The 22,413-nt window shown below is 45.1% G+C and carries 28 protein-coding genes; all 28 read left to right on the forward strand.

Translation table 11 applies throughout. The features are described 5' to 3' along the window. The first annotated feature begins 81 nt into the window (after nt 1–81). The 28 genes from QR721_RS00660 (at nt 82) to rpmD (ending at nt 22,412) form a co-directional block, all read left to right on the forward strand. On the forward strand, nt 82–684 hold the full coding sequence (locus QR721_RS00660; protein WP_348028192.1) for a class I SAM-dependent methyltransferase: 603 nt from the start codon (nt 82–84) through the stop codon (nt 682–684). 479 nt (nt 685–1,163) lie between these two features. Continuing rightward, a complete protein-coding gene (gene rpoB, locus QR721_RS00665; protein WP_348028194.1) occupies nt 1,164–4,700 on the forward strand; it encodes a DNA-directed RNA polymerase subunit beta in 3,537 nt (1,178 codons plus the stop codon). 116 nt (nt 4,701–4,816) lie between these two features. Then, the gene (rpoC, locus tag QR721_RS00670) at nt 4,817–8,431 is read left to right on the forward strand and encodes a DNA-directed RNA polymerase subunit beta' (protein WP_348028196.1); all 3,615 of its coding nucleotides are present in this window, start codon (nt 4,817–4,819) and stop codon (nt 8,429–8,431) included. A 141-nt stretch (nt 8,432–8,572) separates the two neighbouring features. Next, entirely contained in the window at nt 8,573–8,830 is a 258-nt protein-coding gene (locus QR721_RS00675) for a 50S ribosomal protein L7ae-like protein (protein ID WP_348028198.1), read from the forward strand. 133 nt (nt 8,831–8,963) lie between these two features. Next, nucleotides 8,964–9,383: a 30S ribosomal protein S12 gene (gene rpsL / locus QR721_RS00680; RefSeq protein WP_348028200.1), complete on the forward strand. Its 420-nt coding sequence runs from the start codon at nt 8,964–8,966 to the stop codon at nt 9,381–9,383. 35 nt (nt 9,384–9,418) lie between these two features. After that, nucleotides 9,419–9,889 (forward strand): 30S ribosomal protein S7, encoded by a 471-nt coding sequence (rpsG, locus tag QR721_RS00685; RefSeq protein WP_348028202.1) that lies wholly within the window; start codon nt 9,419–9,421, stop codon nt 9,887–9,889. A 41-nt stretch (nt 9,890–9,930) separates the two neighbouring features. Continuing rightward, nucleotides 9,931–12,009, forward strand: coding sequence for an elongation factor G (fusA, locus tag QR721_RS00690; protein ID WP_348028204.1), 2,079 nt, complete (start codon nt 9,931–9,933; stop codon nt 12,007–12,009). Between the two features lie 122 nt (nt 12,010–12,131). After that, on the forward strand, nt 12,132–13,322 hold the full coding sequence (gene tuf, locus QR721_RS00695) for an elongation factor Tu (RefSeq protein ID WP_348028206.1): 1,191 nt from the start codon (nt 12,132–12,134) through the stop codon (nt 13,320–13,322). 414 nt (nt 13,323–13,736) lie between these two features. Further along, the gene (gene rpsJ, locus QR721_RS00700; RefSeq protein WP_348028208.1) at nt 13,737–14,045 is read left to right on the forward strand and encodes a 30S ribosomal protein S10; all 309 of its coding nucleotides are present in this window, start codon (nt 13,737–13,739) and stop codon (nt 14,043–14,045) included. Nucleotides 14,046–14,073: 28 nt separating this feature from the next. Beyond that, complete coding sequence (gene rplC / locus QR721_RS00705; RefSeq protein WP_348028210.1) at nt 14,074–14,703, forward strand: 50S ribosomal protein L3; 630 nt, start codon at nt 14,074–14,076, stop codon at nt 14,701–14,703. 26 nt (nt 14,704–14,729) lie between these two features. Then, nucleotides 14,730–15,353, forward strand: a complete 624-nt coding sequence (gene rplD / locus QR721_RS00710) for a 50S ribosomal protein L4 (protein WP_348028212.1) — start codon at nt 14,730–14,732, stop codon at nt 15,351–15,353. Further along, nucleotides 15,353–15,640 (forward strand): 50S ribosomal protein L23, encoded by a 288-nt coding sequence (gene rplW / locus QR721_RS00715; protein WP_348028214.1) that lies wholly within the window; start codon nt 15,353–15,355, stop codon nt 15,638–15,640. The genes rplD and rplW overlap by 1 nt, the downstream gene beginning before the upstream one ends. A 31-nt stretch (nt 15,641–15,671) precedes the next feature. Continuing rightward, complete coding sequence (rplB, locus tag QR721_RS00720) at nt 15,672–16,502, forward strand: 50S ribosomal protein L2 (RefSeq protein WP_348028216.1); 831 nt, start codon at nt 15,672–15,674, stop codon at nt 16,500–16,502. Between the two features lie 54 nt (nt 16,503–16,556). Then, on the forward strand, nt 16,557–16,835 hold the full coding sequence (gene rpsS / locus QR721_RS00725) for a 30S ribosomal protein S19 (RefSeq protein ID WP_348028218.1): 279 nt from the start codon (nt 16,557–16,559) through the stop codon (nt 16,833–16,835). A gap of 19 nt (nt 16,836–16,854) precedes the next feature. Continuing rightward, nucleotides 16,855–17,196: a 50S ribosomal protein L22 gene (gene rplV / locus QR721_RS00730; RefSeq protein WP_348028220.1), complete on the forward strand. Its 342-nt coding sequence runs from the start codon at nt 16,855–16,857 to the stop codon at nt 17,194–17,196. A gap of 3 nt (nt 17,197–17,199) precedes the next feature. Beyond that, nucleotides 17,200–17,841 carry a 30S ribosomal protein S3 gene (gene rpsC, locus QR721_RS00735; protein ID WP_348028222.1) on the forward strand — a complete coding sequence of 214 codons (642 nt, stop codon included), beginning with the start codon at nt 17,200–17,202 and terminating at the stop codon, nt 17,839–17,841. Between the two features lie 18 nt (nt 17,842–17,859). Further along, nucleotides 17,860–18,294 (forward strand): 50S ribosomal protein L16, encoded by a 435-nt coding sequence (gene rplP / locus QR721_RS00740; RefSeq protein WP_348028224.1) that lies wholly within the window; start codon nt 17,860–17,862, stop codon nt 18,292–18,294. Then, nucleotides 18,284–18,484 (forward strand): 50S ribosomal protein L29, encoded by a 201-nt coding sequence (rpmC, locus tag QR721_RS00745; protein ID WP_348028226.1) that lies wholly within the window; start codon nt 18,284–18,286, stop codon nt 18,482–18,484. Before rplP ends, rpmC begins: the two co-directional genes overlap by 11 nt. 21 nt (nt 18,485–18,505) lie before the next feature. Beyond that, nucleotides 18,506–18,769: a 30S ribosomal protein S17 gene (gene rpsQ, locus QR721_RS00750; protein WP_348028228.1), complete on the forward strand. Its 264-nt coding sequence runs from the start codon at nt 18,506–18,508 to the stop codon at nt 18,767–18,769. A gap of 37 nt (nt 18,770–18,806) precedes the next feature. Further along, entirely contained in the window at nt 18,807–19,175 is a 369-nt protein-coding gene (gene rplN, locus QR721_RS00755; RefSeq protein ID WP_231095143.1) for a 50S ribosomal protein L14, read from the forward strand. Nucleotides 19,176–19,209: 34 nt separating this feature from the next. Then, nucleotides 19,210–19,521 (forward strand): 50S ribosomal protein L24, encoded by a 312-nt coding sequence (rplX, locus tag QR721_RS00760; protein WP_348028230.1) that lies wholly within the window; start codon nt 19,210–19,212, stop codon nt 19,519–19,521. A gap of 27 nt (nt 19,522–19,548) precedes the next feature. Beyond that, nucleotides 19,549–20,088: a 50S ribosomal protein L5 gene (gene rplE / locus QR721_RS00765; RefSeq protein ID WP_348029755.1), complete on the forward strand. Its 540-nt coding sequence runs from the start codon at nt 19,549–19,551 to the stop codon at nt 20,086–20,088. A gap of 27 nt (nt 20,089–20,115) precedes the next feature. Next, nucleotides 20,116–20,301 (forward strand): type Z 30S ribosomal protein S14, encoded by a 186-nt coding sequence (locus QR721_RS00770; RefSeq protein WP_348028232.1) that lies wholly within the window; start codon nt 20,116–20,118, stop codon nt 20,299–20,301. A 30-nt stretch (nt 20,302–20,331) separates the two neighbouring features. Then, complete coding sequence (rpsH, locus tag QR721_RS00775) at nt 20,332–20,730, forward strand: 30S ribosomal protein S8 (RefSeq protein ID WP_348028234.1); 399 nt, start codon at nt 20,332–20,334, stop codon at nt 20,728–20,730. Between the two features lie 30 nt (nt 20,731–20,760). Then, nucleotides 20,761–21,297, forward strand: a complete 537-nt coding sequence (gene rplF / locus QR721_RS00780) for a 50S ribosomal protein L6 (RefSeq protein WP_348028236.1) — start codon at nt 20,761–20,763, stop codon at nt 21,295–21,297. A gap of 32 nt (nt 21,298–21,329) precedes the next feature. Continuing rightward, nucleotides 21,330–21,692, forward strand: a complete 363-nt coding sequence (gene rplR / locus QR721_RS00785; RefSeq protein ID WP_348028238.1) for a 50S ribosomal protein L18 — start codon at nt 21,330–21,332, stop codon at nt 21,690–21,692. 17 nt (nt 21,693–21,709) lie between these two features. Next, nucleotides 21,710–22,216, forward strand: a complete 507-nt coding sequence (gene rpsE / locus QR721_RS00790; protein WP_348028240.1) for a 30S ribosomal protein S5 — start codon at nt 21,710–21,712, stop codon at nt 22,214–22,216. A 13-nt stretch (nt 22,217–22,229) separates the two neighbouring features. Continuing rightward, complete coding sequence (gene rpmD / locus QR721_RS00795; protein ID WP_348028245.1) at nt 22,230–22,412, forward strand: 50S ribosomal protein L30; 183 nt, start codon at nt 22,230–22,232, stop codon at nt 22,410–22,412. Nucleotide 22,413 lies beyond the last annotated feature (1 nt).

The raw sequence follows: 22,413 nt of genomic DNA on the forward strand, positions 1-22,413 counted from the left end.
CGTCGTTTTCATAGCGACGGGCTTTCATTCTCATTAACAACTATCTTCCTTTTTTATAAATTCAGAAAAGCAGGTGCCTGAATGTCCGAGCATTACTTTTCAAAAAATCCCCATTCCAAAAGTTCACCAAAAAACTGGCACTACAATTTGAGGGGCCGTGATTTCCGTTTTGCCAGTGATGCTGGCGTGTTCTCTAGAGATACGGTAGATTTCGGTTCACGTCTTCTGATTGAATCATTCACTTTACCTCAAGTGTCAGGTGAGTTGCTAGATCTCGGTTGTGGCTACGGCCCAGTAGGGATAGCGCTTGGAGGAGCATATCCTGAGAGGCAAATTGTCATGTCGGACATTAATGAGCGGGCAGTAGAACTGGCTCGTCAAAATGCTGCTGACAATGGTATTGAAAACGTCGAGATCTTGCAAAGCGATGGTTTTTCAAATTTGAAAGAGCGTTCATTTGCAGCAATTCTTCTCAATCCACCTATCCGAGCAGGGAAATCAGTTATTCATAGTATGTTTGAGTACGCTGCTAAAGCAATTATTGAAGGCGGCGAGTTCTGGATTGTAATTCAGAAAAAACAAGGAGCTCCTTCTGCGAAAGAAAAGCTGGAAAGCCTTTTTGGGAAAGTTGAAACTGTAACAAAAGATAAAGGCTATATCATATTCAAATCTTCAAAAGTTTGACTCCTTATATCGTTTGTGGTAGTATATTAAAATGCTACTATAGACTTTTTATGTCAAGAACATTTTTCTCTCATTTTAGTGTATTTTTAGTACAACAGTGGGAGAGACTGTAGCAATACTGACATAATAGACCGGGATTCCGGTAGAGTTTCAATATTTTGAATAACTGAACCCGGAGGCGCTGCTGATTTTCTTGGTCACAATTGAGATAAGGTTTTCATTGGAAACCTTTTTTTAATTTCCTTCCAAGACAATGCGCGCCGCAGATTGCATGCATTCTGCCTACGGGTTGAATGCGTGAATGGGTAGGCTCCGCCAGCGGTTGTTTATCCAATTTTGCTGTGAACAATTACATATGTTCCGGCGATGAATCCAGAAATACGAGAAACATGGCATCAGCTCTGTGTTTTTCTATTATAATTTAAACATTTTTCACTTTATAATACGTTGAAAAATGCATGATTTGAGGGGTGAAGCAGTTGACAGGTCATCTAGTGCAATATGGTCGGCACCGCCAACGAAGAAGTTACGCACGCATCAGCGAAGTTTTGGAACTGCCAAATCTGATTGAAATTCAGACAGCTTCCTATGAGTGGTTCCTTGAAGAAGGATTGCGTGAAATGTTCCAGGATATTTCACCAATTGAGGACTTCGCAGGTAATTTGTCACTCGAATTTGTAGACTACAGTCTGGGAGAACCAAAGTATCCAGTAGACGAGTCGAAGTCGAGGGACGTAACATACAACGCGCCTCTGCGTGTGAAAGTTCGTCTTATTAATAATGAAACAGGCGAAGTGAAGGAACAGGAAGTCTTCATGGGTGATTTCCCGCTCATGACAGATACTGGTACGTTTGTGATCAATGGCGCCGAGCGCGTTATCGTTTCACAGCTCGTGCGATCCCCTAGCGTTTATTATAATGAGAAAATCGATAAAAACGGAAAGCGTGTCGTGGCGGCAACAGTTATCCCGAATCGGGGTGCTTGGCTTGAATTCGAAACAGACGCCAAAGATGTTGTGCACGTAAGAATCGACCGTACGCGCAAGTTGCCGATCACAGTTCTCCTCCGTGCACTTGGTTTCGGTACAGACCAGGAAATCATTGATTTGATTGGTGATAACGAATACCTGAAAAATACTTTGGAGAAGGACAGCACTGAAAATAGTGAAAAGGCGCTTCTTGAGATTTATGAGCGTTTGCGTCCGGGTGAACCGCCAACTGTTGAAAATGCAAAGAGCTTGCTCATCTCACGCTTCTTTGATCCGAAGCGATATGATTTGGCTCATGTTGGTCGCTATAAGATGAACAAGAAGCTTAATATTAAGAACCGTTTGTTCAACCAGGTTCTTGCAGAGACAATTGTAGACCCTGAAACAGGTGAAGTGCTTGCTGAGCGTGGCGATCGCTTGGAACGCAAGCTTCTCAATAAAATTATCCCTTACCTTGAACGCGAAGAGGATATGGTTGGTGAAGTAGTTGTTGAGCCACATGAGGGTATTGAAGAGTCTCCGGTTCGATTGCAATCCATTAAAATTATGGATCCGACAGATCCGAATGGCGAGCGTGAGCTGACTGTCATCGGTAATGCAAATGTAGATACGAGCATTAAGCATGTAACTGCGAGTGATATTCTTTCGGCAATCAGCTATTTCTTCAATCTTTTGCATAGAGTCGGTGACACGGACGATATTGATCATCTCGGAAACCGCCGCTTGCGTTCTGTTGGTGAATTGCTTCAAAACCAATTCCGTATTGGATTGTCCCGTATGGAACGTGTTGTTCGTGAAAGAATGTCGATTCAGGATACATCAAGCATTACTCCACAGCAGTTGATTAATATTCGTCCTGTTATTGCTTCTATCAAGGAATTCTTTGGAAGCTCTCAGCTCTCACAGTTCATGGATCAGACGAACCCGCTTGCAGAACTGACGCATAAACGTCGTCTTTCAGCACTCGGACCTGGTGGTTTGACACGTGAGCGTGCTGGTATGGAAGTACGTGACGTTCACTATTCACACTATGGACGCATGTGTCCGATTGAAACACCGGAGGGACCGAACATCGGTTTGATCAACTCACTCTCTGCCTATGCGAAAGTGAATAAGTTTGGCTTCATTGAAACGCCTTACCGCCGAGTTGACCCGGATACCGGACGTGTTACAGCAGCAATCGATTATCTAACTGCTGATGAGGAAGATAACTATGTTGTCGCTCAGGCGAATGCACCGCTTACCGAAGATGGCAGTTTTGAAAATGAAGAAGTCATCGCACGTTTCCGCGGTGAGAACACTATCGTGCCGCGTGAACAGATCGACTATATGGATGTATCTCCGAAACAGGTAGTATCAGCAGCGACAGCTTGTATCCCATTCCTTGAAAATGATGACTCCAACCGTGCACTCATGGGTGCGAACATGCAACGTCAGGCTGTTCCGCTCCTTAAGCCTGAAGCGCCAATCGTTGGTACAGGTATGGAGTACGTAGATGGAAAAGATTCTGGAGCAGCTATTATTTGCCGTCATGATGGAATTGTTGAACGTGTTGAAGCGAAAGAAGTACTTGTTCGTCGTATCTCTGAAGTGGATGGCAAGGAGGTTGAGGGTGACCTTGACCGCTATAAGCTTCAAAAGTATGTGCGTTCCAACCAAGGAACTTGCTACAATCAGCGACCAATTGTCGCTGAAGGAGACCGCGTGACAAAAGGTGAAGTTCTTGCCGATGGTCCATCAATGGAAAATGGTGAACTTGCGCTTGGTCGCAACGTACTCGTAGCATTCATGACTTGGGAAGGTTACAACTACGAGGATGCAATCATCATGAGTGAGCGCCTCGTGAAAGATGATGTATATACTTCCATTCACATTGAGGAATACGAGTCTGAATCCCGCGATACAAAGCTGGGACCTGAAGAAATTACACGAGACATCCCGAATGTTGGTGAGGATGCACTTAAGAACCTTAACGAACAGGGTATCATCCGTGTTGGTGCAGAGGTTAAGGATGGCGACATTCTTGTTGGTAAAGTAACGCCTAAAGGTGTAACCGAACTTTCTGCTGAAGAACGTCTTCTTCACGCGATCTTTGGTGAAAAGGCGAGAGAAGTCCGTGATACATCACTCCGTGTGCCGCACGGTGCTGGCGGAATTGTCCTTGATGTCCGAATCTTTAACCGTGAAGATGGCGATGAGTTGCCACCGGGTGTAAATCAGCTTGTACGTGTATACATTGTTCAGAAGCGCAAAATCCATGAAGGTGACAAGATGGCCGGACGTCACGGAAACAAGGGTGTAATTTCCAAGATTCTTCCGGAAGAAGATATGCCATTCATGCCTGATGGCACACCAGTTGATATCATGTTGAACCCATTGGGTGTACCTTCACGTATGAACATCGGACAGGTATTTGAGCTCCATCTTGGTATGGCAGCAAGAGCGCTTGGCATTCATGTCGCCTCGCCAGTATTTGACGGAGCTACAGAGGAAGATGTTTGGGATACACTTGAAGAAGCTGGGATGGCGAGAGATGCGAAAACGGTACTTTATGATGGACGTACCGGAGAAGCATTTGACAATCGCGTTTCAGTAGGAGTTTCTTACATGATCAAGCTTTCCCACATGGTTGATGACAAATTGCACGCACGTTCAACTGGACCATACTCACTTGTTACACAGCAGCCGCTCGGCGGTAAAGCGCAGTTCGGTGGACAGCGCTTCGGTGAGATGGAAGTATGGGCTCTTGAAGCTTATGGCGCAGCTTATACACTTCAAGAGATTCTTACAGTTAAGTCCGATGATATTGTCGGTCGTGTACAAACTTACGAATCTATTGTTAAGGGCGAAAATGTCCCTGAGCCGGGAGTGCCTGAATCATTCAAGGTACTGATCAAGGAATTGCAAAGTCTTGGTATGGATGTCAAGATGCTTGCTGCTGATGAATCTGAGATCGACCTGCGCGAACTTGAAGACGAGGACGATGCTGAGTCTGCAGGTAAGCTTAATCTTGATATAGAAGGTTAATTTGACCGTACAACCAAGAATTTGATAATAAGGGTTTGCCGGCATCCGAAAGTCTGAGTCGGTGCTGGCTTTCCCATTGTTGAGACAATACGGACCTTATAAGGGAGGTAGGCTCCTTGCTGGATGTTAATAATTTTGAGTATATGAAAATAGGATTGGCTTCACCTGATAAAATCCGTTCTTGGTCCTTCGGCGAAGTGAAAAAGCCGGAAACGATCAACTACCGTACATTGAAGCCTGAGAAAGACGGTTTGTTCTGTGAACGTATTTTCGGACCTACAAAGGACTGGGAGTGTCACTGCGGAAAATACAAGCGTGTCCGTTATAAAGGCGTTGTTTGTGACCGTTGCGGCGTTGAAGTAACGAAGTCAAAAGTTCGCCGTGAGCGCATGGGTCATATTGAACTAGCTGCTCCAGTTACACATATCTGGTATTTCAAAGGCATTCCGAGCAGAATGGGGCTTGTTCTTGACATGTCACCAAGAGCGCTTGAAGAGGTTATCTATTTTGCTGCCTATGTTGTCACAGATCCTGGAAGCACACCGCTTGAGAAGAAGCAGTTGCTTTCTGAAAAAGAATACCGAGCGTACTATGACAAGTATGGCAATACATTCAAGGCCCAAATGGGAGCGGAGGCAATTCGTAAGCTTCTTCAGGATATCGACCTTGATAAAGAGGCTGAGGTTCTGAAAGAAGAGTTGAAAACTGTTTCCGGACAGCGCAGAACACGTGCGATTCGCCGTTTGGAAGTTGTTGAAGCTTTCAGAGGTTCAGGCAACGACCCATCTTGGATGGTCCTCGATGTGCTGCCAGTTATCCCGCCGGAGATCCGTCCAATGGTCCAGCTTGATGGAGGCCGTTTTGCGACCTCTGACTTGAACGACCTCTATCGTCGTGTAATTAACCGTAACAATCGCCTGAAGCGTCTCCTTGATCTCGGAGCGCCTAGCATTATCGTCCAAAACGAAAAGCGTATGCTGCAGGAAGCTGTAGATGCGTTGATTGATAACGGCCGCCGCGGGCGTCCAGTAACAGGTCCGGGTAATCGTCCGCTTAAGTCTCTTTCTCATATGCTTAAAGGTAAGCAGGGGCGTTTCCGCCAGAACTTGCTCGGTAAGCGTGTTGACTACTCTGGCCGTTCTGTAATTGTTGTTGGTCCGCATTTGAAGATGTACCAATGTGGTCTTCCAAAAGAAATGGCACTTGAATTGTTTAAGCCTTTCGTTATGAAAGAGCTTGTTGAAAAGGGAATTGCCCACAATATCAAGTCAGCCAAGCGGAAAATCGAACGTGTCCACCCTGATGTTTGGGATGTACTCGAAGATGTCATTAAGGAACACCCGGTATTGCTTAACCGAGCTCCTACGCTCCACAGACTAGGTATCCAGGCTTTCGAGCCAACGCTTGTTGAAGGACGTGCAATCCGTTTGCACCCACTTGTATGTACAGCATATAACGCCGATTTCGATGGAGACCAGATGGCTGTTCACGTGCCACTTTCTGCAGAGGCACAAGCAGAGGCTAGACTTCTTATGCTCGCAGCGCAGAACATCTTGAACCCGAAAGACGGTAAGCCAGTTGTAACACCTTCACAGGATATGGTTCTTGGTAACTACTATTTGACTATGGAACGTGAAGAGGCTGTTGGTGAAGGTACTATCTTCAAAGATATAGACGAAGCGTTGATCGCCTATCAGAATGGCTACGTCCATCTTCATACGCGCATCGCAGTACATGCTTCATCTTTGAAAAACAAGACGTTCACAGAGGAGCAGAACAACCAGCTGCTTCTAACAACTGTCGGTAAACTTGTTTTCAACGAAATTCTTCCGGAATCATTCCCGTTCATCAATGAACCGACGAAGAGCAACCTTGAAATCAAGACGCCTGAGAAGTATTTCCTTGAAAAAGGTACTGATGTCAAAGAGGTTATTAAATCTCAAGAGACAATTCAGCCATTCAAAAAGGGTATTCTCGGGGATATTATCGCTGAAGTGTTCAAACGCTTCAAAATCAGTGAAACTTCTAAGATGCTTGACCGTATGAAGGATCTTGGTTTCAAATACTCTACGAAGGCCGGTATCACTGTAGGTATTGCCGATATCGTAGTATTGAAAGAAAAAGAAGTTATCCTCGAAGAAGCACAGAGTAAAGTTGATAAAGTCTTGAAGCAATTCCGTCGCGGTCTTATTACCGAGGAGGAACGCTACGACAGAGTTATCTCTATCTGGTCTGAAGCGAAGGATACGATCCAAGATAAATTGATGAAGTCCCTTCATAAACGCAACCCGATCTTCATGATGAGTGACTCCGGAGCCCGTGGTAACGCGTCTAACTTCACTCAGCTCGCAGGTATGCGTGGTTTGATGGCGAACCCGTCTGGCCGAATCATTGAACTTCCAATCAAGTCGAGCTTCCGAGAAGGTCTTACAGTACTCGAGTACTTTATCTCGACACACGGTGCACGTAAAGGTTTGGCTGATACGGCGCTTAAGACAGCTGACTCGGGTTATCTGACTAGACGATTGGTCGACGTTGCTCAGGATGTTATTGTCCGTGAAGCAGATTGTGGTACTGACCGTGGTTTAACAATCAGTTCTTTGACAGATGGAACAGAAATGATCGAGCCGTTGTTTGACCGACTTGTTGGAAGAACAGCCTTCGAAGATATCAAACACCCTGAAACTGGAAATACGATCGTCGCTGCAGATGAAATCATTTCTGAAGATCAGGCTGTTGAAATCACTAAGGCGGACATTGAGGAAGTCGTTATTCGTTCCGTATTCACATGTAATACGAAACATGGCGTCTGCCAGAAGTGTTACGGTCGCAACTTGGCAACTGGATCCGATGTAGAGGTTGGCGAAGCGGTTGGAATTATCGCTGCTCAGTCAATCGGTGAGCCAGGAACACAGCTTACAATGCGTACATTCCACACAGGTGGTGTAGCCGGAGCGGATATTACGCAGGGTCTTCCACGTATCCAGGAATTGTTTGAAGCCCGTAACCCTAAAGGGGAAGCTGTCATCAGTGAAATCTATGGGGTTGTCAAAGAAATCAAGGAAGTTAAAGACAAACAGGAAATCGTCGTACAGGGTGAAGTGGAACAGAAGTCATATGAAGTTCCTTACAATGCCCGCATGAAAGTGGCGGAAGGCGATGAAGTGGAAGCGGGCATGGCGCTCACTGAAGGTTCTATCGATCCGAAGCAGCTGTTGCGTGTACGCGGTGTTCAGGGTGTTCAAGACTATATCCTTCGTGAAGTTCAGCGTGTTTACCGTATGCAGGGTGTAGAAATTGGCGACAAGCACGTAGAAGTAATGGTGCGCCAGATGCTTCGTAAGATCCGTGTTGTTGATTCTGGCGATACAAACGTACTTCCAGGCTCACTTCTTGAAATTCACCAATTTAAGAAGGCAAATACGGATGTGCTTAAAGCTGGGGAGCAGCCGGCTGTTGGTAAGCCTGTACTTCTCGGTATTACAAAGGCATCCCTTGAAACAGAGTCCTTCCTGTCAGCAGCATCCTTCCAGGAAACAACTCGTGTCCTGACTGACGCTGCAATTAAAGGTAAGCGTGATGAACTACTTGGATTGAAAGAGAACGTTATTATCGGTAAACTTGTTCCTGCTGGTACAGGAATGCAGCGATACCGACGCATTAAAGCCGAGCTTGATCTTCCTAAAGGAGAAGAGTCGGCACAGCAAGAAGAAACAGAAACAATTCAGTAAATAAGAGGCAGGAGAACTGCCTCGTGAATTTATAAATTGGAAGCACCAAATTTGCTTATTTTTTATTGACATCAAAAAATGATGGTGGTAATATAAGCAAGGTGCTTCCGATATATTTGTTGCTTTGGAGGATATGTATCCATGTCTTATGAAAAAGTAGCTCAAAATCATTCGCGAATGATAATTGGTTTGAAGCAGACGCTCAAGGCCATGGAAAATGGTCAGGTTAGCGAAGTGGTTATCGCCGAGGATGCAGATGCGGCAATAACAAAAAAAGTTTCCAACAAGGCAGAGCAATTGGAAATACCGATTGTAAATGTCGACTCGATGAAAAAGCTGGGCACAGCTTGTGGAATCGATGTTGGAGCATCAACTGTAGCGATTACACGATCGAAATGACATGTCAGGTCGTTAAAGCTTCGTTTTTTTTACTCTATTAATAAACACCCGGTCGTGTGGTCTTATGGAATGCCATTAAACCAAGCATTAAACCGGTTGAATTTTTATTCGATTATCGAAGGGAGGACATATCATGCCTACAATTAACCAGCTAGTACGCAAAGGTCGTGTCAGCAAAGCAAAGAAAACTGACTCTCCTGCGTTGAACAAAGGTTACAACAGCTTCAAAAAGAAGTTGACTAATGACAACTCTCCACAAAAACGTGGTGTTTGTACGCGTGTCGGCACATTGACTCCGAAGAAACCGAACTCGGCTCTTCGTAAATATGCTCGTGTGCGTTTGTCAAACAACATGGAGGTAACTGCTTACATTCCAGGAATCGGTCACAACCTACAAGAGCACAGTGTTGTACTGATCCGTGGCGGTCGCGTAAAGGATTTGCCGGGTGTACGTTACCATATCGTTCGTGGTGCGCTTGATACAGCAGGTGTCGATGGACGCATGCAAAGCCGTTCTAAATACGGTGCTAAGAAACCAAAAGAGAAAAAATAATAATATAATTGCTTTTCCAGAAAGGAGGAATTACTATGCCACGTAAAGGTCCAGTTACTAAACGTGACGTATTGCCGGATCCGCTTTACAACTCTAAGTTGGTGACTCGTCTCATCAACCAGATCATGATTGATGGAAAGCGCGGCAAAGCTCAAACAATTCTTTACAAGGCGTTCGAGTTGGTTCAGGAAAGAAGTGACCAGAGCGCTATGGAAGTATTTGAGCAAGCTATGAAAAATGTAATGCCTGTATTGGAAGTCCGTGCACGCCGTGTCGGAGGTTCTAACTACCAGGTGCCAGTTGAAGTACGCCCTGAACGCCGTCAGGCTTTGGGACTTCGCTACATCGTAAACTATTCCCGTCTTCGCGGTGAAAAAACGATGGAAGAGCGCCTTGCCAATGAAATTCTTGATGCTTCAAACAACACAGGTGCTTCAGTTAAGAAACGTGAAGAATTGCATAAAATGGCTGAAGCCAACAAAGCATTCGCTCACTATCGCTGGTAATCTCTACTACAATTACTTAGTCACTAGGAGGAGAAGTATACATGGCAAGAGAGTTCTCCTTGGATAAGACACGCAATATCGGTATCATGGCGCATATTGACGCCGGAAAGACAACGACTACCGAGCGTATTCTTTTCTACACAGGACGTATTCACAAGATCGGTGAAACTCACGAAGGTGCTTCCCAGATGGACTGGATGGAGCAGGAGCAGGAACGTGGTATTACAATCACTTCCGCTGCGACAACAGCCCAGTGGAAAGGTCATCGAATCAACATCATTGATACACCAGGACACGTAGACTTCACAGTTGAAGTTGAACGTTCCCTGCGTGTACTTGATGGCGCGGTTACTGTACTTGATGCTCAGTCAGGTGTAGAACCACAGACAGAAACAGTATGGCGCCAGGCTACAACTTATGGCGTTCCACGTATCGTATTCATCAACAAGATGGATAAAATCGGTGCAGACTTCCTTTACTCTACAGGAACACTAAAAGACCGTCTTGGAGCTAATGCTCATCCGGTACAGCTTCCAATCGGAGCTGAGGACAACTTCGAAGGCATCATCGACTTGATCGAAATGGAAGCTCACTTCTATACTGATGACCTTGGAACAACAGATGAGTCTCGTGAAATTCCTGATGAATACAAGGACAAGGCTGAAGAGCTTCGTGCTGGACTAATCGAAGCAGTTTCAGAACTTGATGAAGAGCTTATGGAGAAATTCCTCGAAGGGGAAGAAATCTCCAACGAAGAATTGAAAGCTGCAGTCCGTAAAGCTACATTGGATGTAGAATTCTACCCAGTGTTCTGTGGTTCTGCTTTCAAAAACAAAGGTGTTCAGCTAATGTTGGACGGCGTACTTGATTATCTTCCAGCTCCAACAGATGTTGCTGCAATTGAAGGTACTATTCCAGGCACAGAAGAAAAGATTACACGCCCTGCAGGCGACAACGAGCCATTCTCTGCTCTTGCTTTTAAAGTAATGACAGATCCATTCGTTGGTAAGCTTACATTCTTCCGTGTGTACTCAGGTACACTTGAGTCTGGCTCTTACGTCAAGAACTCTGTAAAAGGCAAACGCGAACGCGTTGGTCGTATCCTTCAGATGCACGCAAACTCTCGTGAGGAAATCCCTGTCGTATACTCTGGTGAGATTGCAGCAGCAGTCGGCCTAAAAGATACTACAACAGGTGACACACTTTGTGATGAGAAGAATGAAGTAATCCTTGAGTCTATGGAGTTCCCTGAACCAGTTATTAGTGTTGCAATTGAACCTAAAACTAAAGCAGACCAAGACAAAATGGGTATTGCTCTTTCTAAGCTAGCTGAAGAAGATCCAACTTTCCGTACAGAAACAAATCCTGAAACAGGCCAGACAATCATCTCTGGTATGGGTGAACTTCACCTTGATATCATTGTTGACCGTCTAAGACGTGAATTCAAAGTGGAAGCAAACGTGGGCGCGCCACAGGTTGCTTACCGTGAGACATTCCGCACAGCTGCCGAAGTTGAAGGTAAATTTGTACGTCAGTCTGGTGGACGCGGTCAGTACGGTCACGTATGGGTCAAGTTCGAACCAAACGAAGAAGGCGCTGGCTTCGAATTCATCAACAACGTTGTTGGTGGTGTTGTTCCGCGTGAATACATCCCATCTGTTGGCGCTGGTATCGAAGAGTCAATGGCAAATGGTGTACTCGCAGGCTATCCGCTAATCGATATCAAAGCTTCATTGTTTGATGGAAGCTACCATGATGTCGACTCCAACGAAATGGCCTTCAAAGTTGCCGCTTCAATGGCTTTGAAAGCAGCTAAAGCTAAGTGTAACCCTGTTCTTCTTGAGCCAATGATGAGAGTAGAAATCGTCATTCCTGAAGAGTACATGGGAGACATCATGGGTGATGTAACTTCACGCCGTGGACGCGTTGAAGGTATGGAAGCTCGTGGTAATGCACAGCTAGTTAAAGGTTTCGTTCCACTTGCTGAAATGTTTGGTTACGCAACAGCTTTGCGTTCTAACACACAAGGTCGTGGTACTTACACTATGACATTCGATCACTATGAAGAAGTGCCGAAGAGCATTTCTGAAGAAATCATCTCCAAAAACGCTGGCAAATAATTGATTTTTGCAAGTGTGTAGGATATAACTTGTATTGAGATGTGGAAACGGATCCCGGGCCGCTTCTTCATCATGGTACAAACCCACTTTAAATTTGCTTATAAACCGAGGAGGATATACAAATGGCTAAAGAAAAATTTGACCGCTCGAAAGACCACGTTAACATTGGTACTATTGGACACGTTGACCATGGTAAAACAACTCTAACTGCTGCTATCACTACAGTTATGAACAAAAGAAACGGTTCTGGTGTAGCTATGGCTTACGACCAAATCGATGGTGCTCCTGAAGAAAAAGAACGTGGTATTACTATCTCTACTTCTCACGTAGAATATGAAACAGAAACTCGCCACTATGCACACGTTGACTGCCCTGGTCACGCTGACTATGTTAAAAACATGATCACTGGTGCTGCACAGATGGACGGAGCAATCCTTGTTGTATCTGCTGCTGATGGCCCAATGCCACAGACTCGTGAGCACATCCTTCTTTCTCGCAACGTAGGTGTGCCTGCAATCGTAGTATTCCTTAACAAAGTTGACATGGTTGACGATGAAGAGCTTCTTGAACTAGTTGAAATGGAAGTTCGTGATCTTCTTTCTGAATATGACTTCCCTGGCGATGATGTTCCAGTTGTTTCTGGTTCTGCTCTTAAAGCTCTTGAAGGCGATGCAGATTACGAAGAAAAAATCGTTGAACTTATGAACGAAGTTGATGCTTATATCCCAACTCCAGCTCGTGAAAACGATAAGCCATTCATGATGCCAGTTGAGGACGTATTCTCTATCACTGGACGTGGTACAGTAGCTACTGGTCGTGTTGAGCGCGGTGAAGTTCGTGTTGGTGATGAAGTTGAAATCATCGGTCTTAACGAAGAAGCTGGCAAAACAACTGTTACAGGTGTTGAGATGTTCCGTAAGCTTCTTGACTACGCACAAGCTGGTGACAACATCGGTGCATTGCTTCGCGGTGTAACTCGTGATGACATCAACCGTGGTCAGGTTTTGGCTAAGCCCGGTTCAATTACTCCACACACAAACTTCAAAGCTGAAGTTTATGTTTTGTCAAAAGAAGAAGGTGGACGTCATACTCCATTCTTCGCTAACTACCGTCCGCAGTTCTACTTCCGTACAACTGACGTAACTGGTGTTGTTCAGCTTCCAGAAGGAACTGAAATGGTAATGCCTGGCGATAACATTGAAATGGGCGTTGAGCTTATTTCTCCAATCGCGATCGAAGAAGGTACACGTTTCTCCATCCGTGAAGGTGGACGTACTGTTGGATCAGGCGTTGTAACTACAATCCAGAAGTAATTTCTAAACAATAAGCAGGTTTCCTTGCGTGACGACGTGAGGAAACCTGCTTTTTTATTTAATATAGGAGGCGTGAAATTCTACGGTGAGATAGAACCGTTATTAGAGAGAGAAGTAATGCCAAGTTTTGTAGATTACCCAATTCATAAAGGTGTAAACCTTTTTTGATTAAAAATGCCCGAAATCCCTTGCTTTATGGGCTCTGCGTCCGTATAATATGTAGATGTGCAATCAGTTTGTGTGTCTAAGAGAAAAAGGTTGCATTATCAGCATTTATTCTATATACTATGAATGTTGGTCATGAAGCGATGAAGTGGAAGGTTGTTGGCACACCCGGCCCCTTTGCCTTGGCGGGGTCGTCAAGAAATTTCCACGGAGAATGTCTATTAACAAATGGGCGAAGGAGGGAAAATGATGGCAAAAGATAAAATCCGTATCCGCTTGAAAGCATACGATCACCGTATTCTGGATCAGTCCTCGGAGAAAATTGTTACAACAGCGAAACGTTCTGGTGCTAATGTATCCGGTCCGATTCCACTGCCAACTGAGAAGAGTGTTTACACTATTCTTCGTGCAGTCCACAAGTACAAAGATTCTCGCGAACAGTTCGAAATGCGCACACATAAGCGCTTGATCGATATTATCGATCCGACACCACAAACAGTCGATTCGCTAATGCGTCTTGATCTGCCTTCTGGTGTTGACATCGAAATCAAACTATAATTTTTCTATTTAACAGGAGGTGTAACGGATGACGAAAGGAATCTTAGGTCGTAAAATCGGCATGACTCAGCTATTTGCCGAGACAGGCGAGTTGGTCCCTGTAACTGTAATCCAAGCTGAGCCAAACGTAGTTCTTCAAAAGAAAACTGCTGATACAGACGGCTATGAAGCAATCCAGATTGGCTTTGCTGACTTGAAGGAGTCTCGCTCCAACAAAGCACAGAAAGGTCACGCTGCAAAAGCTGAAACAGCCCCTAAGCGCTACGTTCGTGAAATCCGTGACGCTGATCTTGATAGCTATGAGCTTGGTCAAGAAGTCGGCGTTGATATTTTTGAAGCAGGAGACATCGTAGATGTAACTGGTACTTCAAAAGGTAAAGGATTCCAAGGTTCAATTAAGCGCCATAATCAATCACGCGGACCAATGTCTCACGGTTCACATTACCACCGTGCTCCAGGTTCAATGGGTCCAGTTGATCCAATGCGTGTATTCAAAGGCAAAAAACTTCCAGGTCACATGGGTTCCGTTCAGGTTACAATCCAGAACCTTGAAATTGTCAGCGTTGATGCTGAAAAGAACCTTATCCTTGTAAAAGGTAACGTACCTGGTGCGAAAAAATCTTATGTTAAGATTACGAGTGCGGTTAAAGCTAAATAATCTCGTACAGGAAGGGAGGAAATGTCATGCCTAAAGTAACAGTTTTCAAACAAGACGGATCTCAAACAGGGGATTTCGAATTGAATGAAGCAGTATTCGGCATCGAGCCAAATACACACGTATTGCACGAAGCAGTTCTTATGCAGCGCGCGTCCCGCAGACAGGGTACACACGCAGTAAAGAACCGTTCTGAAGTTCGCGGCGGAGGACGCAAGCCTTGGCGCCAAAAAGGAACTGGACGCGCTCGTCAAGGTTCCATTCGCTCACCACAGTGGGTTGGAGGCGGAGTTGTCTTCGGACCAACACCACGTAGCTACAGCTACAAGCTTCCTAAGAAAGTTCGTCGTTTGGCATTGCGCTCTGCATTGTCTTCTAAAGTACAGGAGAACAGTCTTGTAGTATTGGAAGGTCTTGCAATCGATGCTCCAAAGACAAAGGAAGTTGTTAAACTTCTAAGCGCTTTGAACGTAGAAAAGAAAGCTCTTATTGTTACAACTGAAAAAGACGAAAACGTTTTGCGTTCTGCAAACAACCTTCAGTCTGTTAAGGTTTTGACAGTAGAAGAAGTAAACGTACTTGATCTTCTAACGCATGACCAGTTGATCATTACTAAAGACGCCGCTGAAAAAGCAGGGGAGGTGTTCGCGTAATGAAAGAACCACGTGATATCATTAAGCGCCCCGTCATCACTGAGCAATCAGCTGACTTGATGGCTGACAAAAAATACACTTTTGAAGTGAGCCCGGAAGCAAACAAGACTGAAATCAAGTTTGCAATTGAGCACATCTTCGGTGTAAAGGTACAAAAAGTGAACACTTTGAACGTAAAAGGCAAATTCAAGAGAATGGGCCGCTACGGCGGATATCGCTCTGACCGCAAAAAAGCGATTGTCCAGCTAACTGAAGAAAGCAAAGAGCTCGACTTCTTCGAAAGCTGAGCCAACCAATACATGAAGGAGGGAAACAACGATGGCGATTAAAAAATTCAGACCTACATCGAATGGTCGACGCAATATGTCCGTTTTGGACTTCGCAGAGATCACAACCGATAAACCTGAAAAATCCCTACTTGCACCGCTTTCTAAGCGTGGCGGACGCAACAACCAGGGTAAACTGACAATGCGTCACCAAGGTGGCGGTCATAAGCGTCAGTATCGCATTATCGACTTCAAACGCGACAAAGATGGAATACCAGGACGCGTTGCTACAATTGAGTACGATCCAAACCGTACTTCAAATATTGCTCTAATCCACTATGCTGATGGTGAGAAGCGTTACATTCTTGCTCCTAAAGGCCTTAAAGTGGACATGAAAATTGTATCTGGACCGGAAGCTGACATCAAGGTCGGTAATGCTTTGCCACTTGCAAACATTCCAGTCGGTACAGTAATTCACAACATTGAACTTAAGCCTGGCCGCGGCGGACAGCTTGCTCGTTCTGCTGGTGCAGAAGCACAAATCCTTGGCCGTGAAGAAAAGTACACTCTTGTACGTCTTGCTTCTGGTGAAGTTCGTCTTATTCTATCCACTTGCCGTGCTACAATCGGCCAGGTAGGAAACCTTGAACATGAACTTGTACGCGTTGGTAAAGCTGGACGTTCACGCTGGTTGAACAAGCGCCCAACAGTCCGCGGTTCCGTAATGAACCCGAATGATCACCCACACGGTGGTGGTGAAGGACGCGCGCCAATCGGTCGTAAATCTCCAATGTCTCCATGGGGCAAGCCGACACTTGGTTACAAGACACGCAAACGCAACAAGCATTCCAGCAAGTACATCGTTCGTACTCGCAAAAAATAATCACCTGGGAAACGTATCTTTGATCGTTTCTTATGTTGGAAAGGAGGCCTATCCATGGGTCGCAGCCTGAAAAAAGGACCTTTCGCAGATGACCATCTTCTTAAGAAAGTTGATGCTCTGAACGAAGGCAACAAAAAGCAAGTGATTAAAACATGGTCACGCCGTTCCACTATTTTCCCGACTTTCATTGGCCACACAATTGCTGTTTATGACGGACGTAAGCACGTTCCTGTCTATGTAACAGAAGACATGGTTGGACATAAGTTGGGTGAGTTTGCCCCTACACGTACGTATAAAGGGCATGCTGCAGATGACAAGAAAACTAAACGCTAATTGAGAGGAGGCACTCCACATGCAAGCTAAAGCTGTTGCTAAATCAGTTCGTATTGCTCCTCGCAAAGTACGCCTGGTCGTCGATCTGATCCGTGGTAAAAAAGTTGGCGAAGCGATTGCAATTCTGCGTCATACACAGCGCGGCGCTTCTCCAGTTGTAGAGAAAGTACTCAACTCTGCGATCGCTAATGCAGAGCACAACTACGAGATGAACGCTGACAATCTTGTGATTTCAGAAGCATTCGTAAACGAGGGCGCAACGATGAAACGTTTCCGTCCACGTGCACAAGGCCGTGCAAGCAAAATCAACAAGCGCACTAGCCATATCACAGTAGTCGTTACTGAGAAGAAGGAGGGATAATCAGTGGGTCAAAAAATTCACCCGACTGGTCTTCGTGTTGGTATCATCAAAGACTGGGAATCCAAATGGTACGCTGACAAGGATTATGCAGATCTTTTGCATGAAGACATCAAAATCAGAGAATATCTTGACACGCGTCTAAAAACAGCTGCTGTTTCTTCTGTAGAAATCGAGCGTGCTGCAAACCGTGTTAACGTCACAATTCACACTGGCAAGCCAGGCATGGTCATTGGTAAAGGCGGTTCCGAAGTCGAAGCACTTCGCAAATCCCTCAACAATTTGACTGGCAAACGTGTTCATATCAATATCGTTGAAGTTAAGCGCATTGATATCAATGCTAAGCTTGTTGCAGAAAACATCGCTACACAGCTTGAAAACCGTATTTCATTCCGTCGTGCACAAAAGCAGGTTATCCAACGTGCAATGCGTGCAGGTGCAAAAGGAATCAAAACACAGGTTTCAGGTCGTCTTGGCGGAGCAGATATCGCTCGTGCTGAACATTACAGCGAAGGTACTGTACCACTTCACACACTTCGTGCAGACATCGATTATGGTACTGCAGAAGCAGACACTACTTACGGAAAACTCGGTGTTAAAGTGTGGATCTACCGTGGAGAAGTCCTTCCAACTAAAAACAACAAATAAGGAAGGAGGCAGACACTTATGTTGATGCCTAAACGTGTTAAACATCGTAAGCAACATCGTGGCCGCATGAGAGGCCAAGCAAAAGGCGGTACTACTGTAGCTTTCGGAGAATTCGGTATGCAGGCTACTGAAGCTTCTTGGATTACAAGCCGTCAAATCGAAGCTGCTCGTATCGCAATGACTCGTTACATGAAACGTGGCGGTAAAGTTTGGATCAAAATTTTCCCAGACAAACCTTACACTGCAAAGCCTTTGGAAGTTCGTATGGGTTCCGGTAAAGGTGCGGTTGAAGGCTGGGTTGCTGTAGTAAAACCTGGTAAGGTATTGTTTGAAATCGCTGGTGTATCTGAAGAAGTTGCTCGCGAAGCGTTGCGCCTTGCTTCACATAAACTGCCGATCAAAACAAAGTTTGTAAAACGTGAAGAAATTGGTGGTGATATCAATGAAGGCTAATGAAATCAAAGAACTAACCACTGCCGAAATTGAACAGAACGTCAAGTCTCTTAAAGAAGAGCTTTTCAACCTGCGCTTCCAGCTTGCAACAGGACAGTTGGAAAACACTGCACGCATTCGTGAAGTCAGAAAGTCTATCGCTAGACTTAAGACTGTTGCTCGTCAGCGTGAATTGAGCGCAACTAACTAATAACGGGAGGAGGCTGTCTCAATGAGTGAACGCAACAATCGTAAAGAGTACACTGGACGTGTTGTTTCTGATAAGATGGACAAAACAATCACTGTACTTATCGAAACTTATAAGTTCCATAAATTGTACGGCAAGCGCGTTAAATATTCTAAGAAATTCAAGGCTCATGATGAAAACAACCAGGCTAAAACTGGCGATATCGTTCGCATCATGGAAACTCGTCCACTTTCTGCAACAAAGCGTTTCCGCTTGGTAGAAGTAGTCGAAGAAGCAGTAATTATCTAATTTCGCTCGGAAGATTTCCGAAGGGAGGTAAAAGCGCATGATCCAACAGGAGACTCGCTTAAAAGTAGCAGATAACTCTGGTGCTCGTGAAGTACTTACAATTAAAGTGCTTGGTGGTTCAGGACGCAAGACTGCCAATATTGGTGATGTTATTGTGTGCACTGTCAAACAAGCAACACCAGGCGGCGTTGTCAAAAAAGGTGAAGTTGTTAAAGCGGTAATCGTTCGTACTAAGTCAGGTGCACGTCGTAAAGACGGTTCGTACATCAAGTTCGACGAAAACGCAGCAGTTATCATTCGTGATGACAAGAGCCCAAGAGGTACTCGTATCTTCGGACCGGTTGCTCGTGAATTGCGTGATGCAAAATTCATGAAAATCGTTTCCCTAGCTCCAGAAGTACTATAAAGCTAAAGCAAAACCCAGCAGGGAGGTGCACTACATGCATGTAAAAAAAGGCGACAAAGTCAAAGTATTGTCCGGTAAAGATCGCGGTAAAGAAGGTGTAATCCTTGAAGCTTACCCGAAGAAAGACCGCGTTCTCGTTGAAGGTGTTAACATGGTTAAGAAACATGCAAAGCCTTCACAGGACAATCCGCAAGGCGGAATCCTCAATAAAGAGGCTGCAATTCACGTTTCTAACGTATTGCCAATCGATCCTAAGACAGGTGAACCTACTCGTGTCGGCTACGAAGTGCGCGACGGCAAAAAAGTCCGCGTTTCTAAGAAGTCGGGCGAAGTTCTCGATAAGTAAGTTTTCAAGTGAAAGGAGGGCGACATGATGAACTCGCTAAAGAAGAAATATGAAGAAGAGATTGCTTCTTCACTTACAAGCAAATTCAACTACAAATCTGTTATGCAAGTGCCTAAATTGGAAAAAATCGTAATCAACATGGGTGTTGGTGACGCTGTACAAAACTCCAAAGCACTTGATACGGCTGTTGAGGAGCTGGCTTTGATCTCTGGTCAGAAGCCTGTAATCACTCGTGCCAAGAAATCCATCGCAGGCTTCCGTCTTCGTGAAGGCATGCCGATTGGTGCAAAGGTAACGTTGCGCGGCGAGCGCATGTATGAATTCTTGCAAAAGCTGATCTCCGTATCACTTCCGCGTGTACGTGACTTCCGCGGTATTTCCAAGAAATCATTCGATGGTCGCGGCAACTACACTCTTGGTGTTAAAGAACAGCTAATTTTCCCGGAAATCAACTACGATAAAGTAAACAAAGTCCGCGGTATGGACATTGTCATCGTAACTACTGCCAACACTGATGAGGAAGCACGTGAGCTTCTTGGTCAAATGGGCATGCCTTTCCAGAAGTAAGATTTCATAAGAAGAGGAGGGAAAACTGTGGCTAAGAAATCCATGATCGCCAAGCAACAGCGCCCGCAAAAGTTCCAAGTACGTGAATATACACGTTGCGAACGCTGTGGCCGTCCGCACTCTGTAATTCGCAAATTCAAGCTTTGCCGTATTTGCTTCCGTGAACTTGCCCATAAAGGTCAAATTCCTGGTGTCAAAAAAGCAAGCTGGTAAACCCCCATTCAGGGAAGGAGGTAATGAATAATGGTTATGACTGATCCTATTGCAGATATGCTCACTCGCATCCGCAACGCCAACATGGTAAAGCATGAAAAGCTTGAGCTACCTGCTTCCAACATCAAAAAAGAGATTGCTGATATTCTAAAGCGCGAAGGTTATATCCGCGATTACGAGTACATCGAAGACAACAAGCAAGGTGCTTTGCGCATCTTCCTTAAGTACGGTGCTAACGAAGAACGCGTTATTACTGGAATTAAGCGTATCTCTAAGCCTGGTCTTCGTGTTTATGCGAATGCATCCGAAATGCCTCGCGTATTGAACGGTCTAGGTACGGTAATCGTTTCTACATCCAAAGGTGTGCTTACTGATAAAGAAGCACGTTCGCAAGCTGTCGGCGGCGAAGTTTTGGCATACATCTGGTAATTCATTTTCATTTGACAGGAGGTGCAAGACATGTCACGTATTGGACTTAAGCCAATTACTATTCCACAAGGCGTGGAAGTTAAACTTGATCAGCATACAATTTCAGTTAAAGGCCCGAAAGGCTCTTTGACTCGTAAATTGCATCCTGATATGCAAATCAACATCAGCGAGAGCGAAATTAATGTTGCTCGCCCAAGCGATGCAAAAGAACATCGTTCATTGCATGGTACAACTCGTAGCATCATCAACAATATGGTTGTAGGTGTCAGCGAGGGGTATCAGAAAGAGCTTGAAATCATCGGTGTAGGTTACCGTGCTCAGTTGCAAGGTTCTAAGCTTGTAATCGGTGCTGGTTACTCTCATCCGGTTGAGATTGATAAAATCGAAGGCATCGAGTTTGAAGTACCAAAACAGACTCAGCTTTTCGTAAAAGGTATTGATAAGGAACTCGTTGGTAAGATTGCTGCAAACATCCGTGCAATCCGTCCGCCAGAGCCGTATAAAGGTAAGGGTATCCGCTATGCTGGCGAACATGTACGCCGCAAAGAAGGTAAAACTGCCAAGTAAGAATTGAAACAAAGCAGAAAGGAGTGACTTGAATGATTACTAAGCAGGATAAAAACGTTACTCGTAAAAGACGCCATGCTCGTGTACGCAAAACTGTAACTGGTACTGTAGAACGTCCACGTTTGAACGTTTATCGTTCAAATAAGAACATCTACGCTCAGTTGATCGATGACGCTAACGGCACAACAATTGTGAGTGCATCTACTGTTGATAAAGAGTTCGGCTCTGATGCAACTGGAAACGTAGAAGCAGCGAAAAAAGTTGGAGAACTAATCGCGAAGCGTGCTCAGGAAAAAGGTTTGAAGTCTGTAGTCTTTGACCGCGGAGGATACCTTTACCACGGACGTGTGAAAGCATTGGCTGAAGGTGCTCGTGAAGCAGGACTTGAATTCTAATTGTTAAGGGAGGGACAATGATGCAAAAGGTTATTGATCCAAGCAACTTGGAACTTGAAGAACGCGTTGTTACAATCAACCGCGTAGCTAAAGTAGTAAAAGGTGGTCGTCGTTTCCGTTTTGCTGCACTTGTTGTAGTCGGTGACAAGAATGGCCATGTCGGCTTCGGTACTGGCAAGGCTCAGGAAGTACCTGACGCTATCAAAAAGGCAGTTGACGACGCCAAGAAAAATTTGATTGAGGTTCCACTCGTAGGAACTACAATTCCACACGATATCCATGGACGTTTTGGTTCCGGTAACGTATTGATGAAGCCGGCAGCAGAAGGTACTGGGGTTATCTCCGGTGGTCCGGTTCGTGCGGTACTAGAACTTGCTGGTGTTGGTGACATCCTTACTAAATCTTTGGGTTCAAACACACCAATCAACGTAATCCGCGCAACTCTGAACGGTCTCACAAACTTGAAGCGTGCAGAAGAAGTTGCAAAACTTCGCGGCAAGTCTGTTGAAGAACTGCTAGGTTAAGGAGGGAAAGTCGATGTCAAACAAACTGGAAATTACCCTCAATCGCAGTGTGATCGGTGCTAAAAAGGACCAGAAGCTCACTGTACAAACACTCGGTCTCAAAAAAATCCGTCAATCCGTTTTGCGTGATGATACGCCAGCAGTCCGCGGCATGATCAACAAAGTATCTCACCTTGTAACGGTTAAAGAGGTTTAAT

The organism is Aciduricibacillus chroicocephali, from assembly GCF_030762805.1.
Classification (GTDB): Bacteria; Bacillota; Bacilli; order Bacillales; family Amphibacillaceae; genus Aciduricibacillus; species Aciduricibacillus chroicocephali.

Coding starts and splice junctions, on each gene's coding strand:
- QR721_RS00660 (WP_348028192.1), top strand. CDS start 82: ATGTCCGAGCATTACTTTTCAAAAAATCCCCATTCCAAAAGTTCACCA.
- QR721_RS00675 (WP_348028198.1), top strand. CDS start 8,573: ATGTCTTATGAAAAAGTAGCTCAAAATCATTCGCGAATGATAATTGGT.
- rpsL (WP_348028200.1), top strand. CDS start 8,964: ATGCCTACAATTAACCAGCTAGTACGCAAAGGTCGTGTCAGCAAAGCA.
- rpsG (WP_348028202.1), top strand. CDS start 9,419: ATGCCACGTAAAGGTCCAGTTACTAAACGTGACGTATTGCCGGATCCG.
- fusA (WP_348028204.1), top strand. CDS start 9,931: ATGGCAAGAGAGTTCTCCTTGGATAAGACACGCAATATCGGTATCATG.
- tuf (WP_348028206.1), top strand. CDS start 12,132: ATGGCTAAAGAAAAATTTGACCGCTCGAAAGACCACGTTAACATTGGT.
- rpsJ (WP_348028208.1), top strand. CDS start 13,737: ATGGCAAAAGATAAAATCCGTATCCGCTTGAAAGCATACGATCACCGT.
- rplC (WP_348028210.1), top strand. CDS start 14,074: ATGACGAAAGGAATCTTAGGTCGTAAAATCGGCATGACTCAGCTATTT.
- rplD (WP_348028212.1), top strand. CDS start 14,730: ATGCCTAAAGTAACAGTTTTCAAACAAGACGGATCTCAAACAGGGGAT.
- rplW (WP_348028214.1), top strand. CDS start 15,353: ATGAAAGAACCACGTGATATCATTAAGCGCCCCGTCATCACTGAGCAA.
- rplB (WP_348028216.1), top strand. CDS start 15,672: ATGGCGATTAAAAAATTCAGACCTACATCGAATGGTCGACGCAATATG.
- rpsS (WP_348028218.1), top strand. CDS start 16,557: ATGGGTCGCAGCCTGAAAAAAGGACCTTTCGCAGATGACCATCTTCTT.
- rplV (WP_348028220.1), top strand. CDS start 16,855: ATGCAAGCTAAAGCTGTTGCTAAATCAGTTCGTATTGCTCCTCGCAAA.
- rplP (WP_348028224.1), top strand. CDS start 17,860: ATGTTGATGCCTAAACGTGTTAAACATCGTAAGCAACATCGTGGCCGC.
- rpmC (WP_348028226.1), top strand. CDS start 18,284: ATGAAGGCTAATGAAATCAAAGAACTAACCACTGCCGAAATTGAACAG.
- rpsQ (WP_348028228.1), top strand. CDS start 18,506: ATGAGTGAACGCAACAATCGTAAAGAGTACACTGGACGTGTTGTTTCT.
- rplN (WP_231095143.1), top strand. CDS start 18,807: ATGATCCAACAGGAGACTCGCTTAAAAGTAGCAGATAACTCTGGTGCT.
- rplX (WP_348028230.1), top strand. CDS start 19,210: ATGCATGTAAAAAAAGGCGACAAAGTCAAAGTATTGTCCGGTAAAGAT.
- rplE (WP_348029755.1), top strand. CDS start 19,549: ATGAACTCGCTAAAGAAGAAATATGAAGAAGAGATTGCTTCTTCACTT.
- rpsH (WP_348028234.1), top strand. CDS start 20,332: ATGGTTATGACTGATCCTATTGCAGATATGCTCACTCGCATCCGCAAC.
- rplF (WP_348028236.1), top strand. CDS start 20,761: ATGTCACGTATTGGACTTAAGCCAATTACTATTCCACAAGGCGTGGAA.
- rplR (WP_348028238.1), top strand. CDS start 21,330: ATGATTACTAAGCAGGATAAAAACGTTACTCGTAAAAGACGCCATGCT.
- rpsE (WP_348028240.1), top strand. CDS start 21,710: ATGATGCAAAAGGTTATTGATCCAAGCAACTTGGAACTTGAAGAACGC.
- rpmD (WP_348028245.1), top strand. CDS start 22,230: ATGTCAAACAAACTGGAAATTACCCTCAATCGCAGTGTGATCGGTGCT.